The organism is Pseudomonas sp. PNPG3, from assembly GCF_023093815.1.
Classification (GTDB): Bacteria; Pseudomonadota; Gammaproteobacteria; order Pseudomonadales; family Pseudomonadaceae; genus Aquipseudomonas; species Aquipseudomonas asiatica.
Genome location: NZ_JALLKV010000139.1, coordinates 1 through 748 on the forward strand (window position 1 = coordinate 1; position 748 = coordinate 748).

At 55.5% G+C, this 748-nt stretch carries 1 protein-coding gene; it reads right to left on the bottom strand.

The window, feature by feature from the left end:
- Positions 1-124: 124 nt before the first annotated feature.
- The coding region (locus MJ643_RS30450; protein ID WP_247727286.1) for a transposase at positions 125-748 on the bottom strand (624 nt) is incomplete at its 5' end.

Sequence of the window (748 nt, forward strand, 5' to 3'; positions counted from 1 at the left end):
GTGGGAGCAACTGTCTTTAGAAATTTATTTTCAAGCGTGCCATTCGGGCAGGGCTTCGCTCGATACCGCGTAGCGGTGTCGCTGGCGAAGCCCGCATTTGTAGAAAATCGATCCTCGTTCGTGATCAGGGTGCGGGTACCTGAGGCTTGAGCTCTTTCCACTCCGTTCCGTCACGCAGCATTGCGTTCAGGCGCACCAGCAACACGCGCATGCACGCCACTGCGGCAACTTTTGCGCGCTTGCCTCGGGCTATCAGGGCTTCATAGCGGGTTCTAACTTCTGGGACATGCTGGATCATTGACCAGATCGACATGTAGGCCGCCTTGCGGACTCTGTAACGCCCGCCTTCGATCTTCCTCGGGCCACTCTTCTTGCCGCTGTCTTTGTTGTACGGCGCTAACCCAGCCAAGGCTGCAATTTCGCGCCCCGTCACGCTTCCCAGCTCAGGTAGGTAGGCCATGAAGGTGCCACAACTGATGACGCCAATCCCTTTCACAGACCTTAGCCGCATGGCTGTCGTGCGATCCAGCACGTTCGAGGCACGCTCAATCGCCTTGTCCAAGGCCTTAATCTGATCATTCAGGTAAGCGACATGCTCGGTATAAACGGTAATGGCCGTAGCTGAAGTGGTTTGTTTCATCCGACGCTTGTCATCATCCCGATGCTGGACAAGATTGCCACGGAGTTTGATGAGCTCTCCCAGTTCATCCCGATCTTGATTAGGCTCTATCTGCGGCAAGTCCTCGAA